The 516-nt window shown below is 57.8% G+C and carries 1 protein-coding gene; it reads left to right on the forward strand.

Going from position 1 to position 516, the window contains the following annotated elements; genetic code table 11:
• The coding region (locus VE26_RS19095) for a hypothetical protein (protein WP_046106493.1) at positions 1-459 on the forward strand (459 nt) is incomplete at its 5' end.
• Positions 460-516 lie beyond the last annotated feature (57 nt).

The raw sequence follows: 516 nt of genomic DNA on the forward strand, positions 1-516 counted from the left end.
AAAAGAGAGAGAGGAGGAGGGAGGAGGGAGGAGGGGGGGGGGAGAAGAGGGGAGAGGAGGGGAAGGGAGAGGGGAGAGGGGGGAGGGGGGGAGGAGAGAGAGAAGGAGGGGGGAGAGGGGGGAGGGGGAGGGGGAAGGAAAGGGAAGGAAAGGAGGGGAAGAAAGGAAGAGGAGAGAAGAGGGGAAGGGGAGAAAGGGAAGGGGAGGGAAGGGAGGAGAGAAGGAAGGAAGGAGAAAGAAAAGGAGGAACGAAAGGGGGGGAAAGAGAGGAGGAGGGAAGGAGGAAGGAAAGGGGGAAGAGGGGGGAGGGGGGAGAAACGGAGAAAAAGCGGGGAAAAAGGAAAAGGAAGAAAAGAAAAAAAAAAAGGGAGAGGGAAGGAGAGGGGAGGAGAAGAGAAGGCAGAGAGAAGGGAGAGGAGGACGGGGAAGGAGATAGAAGGAGAAGAAAAGGAGAAGTAGAGGAAGAGAGGAGGGAAGAGCGAGGATGGCAAGGAACAGGAGGACGAGGGCGTGAAG

Origin of the sequence: Devosia chinhatensis, from assembly GCF_000969445.1 — a bacterium.
GTDB lineage: Bacteria > Pseudomonadota > Alphaproteobacteria > Rhizobiales > Devosiaceae > Devosia > Devosia chinhatensis.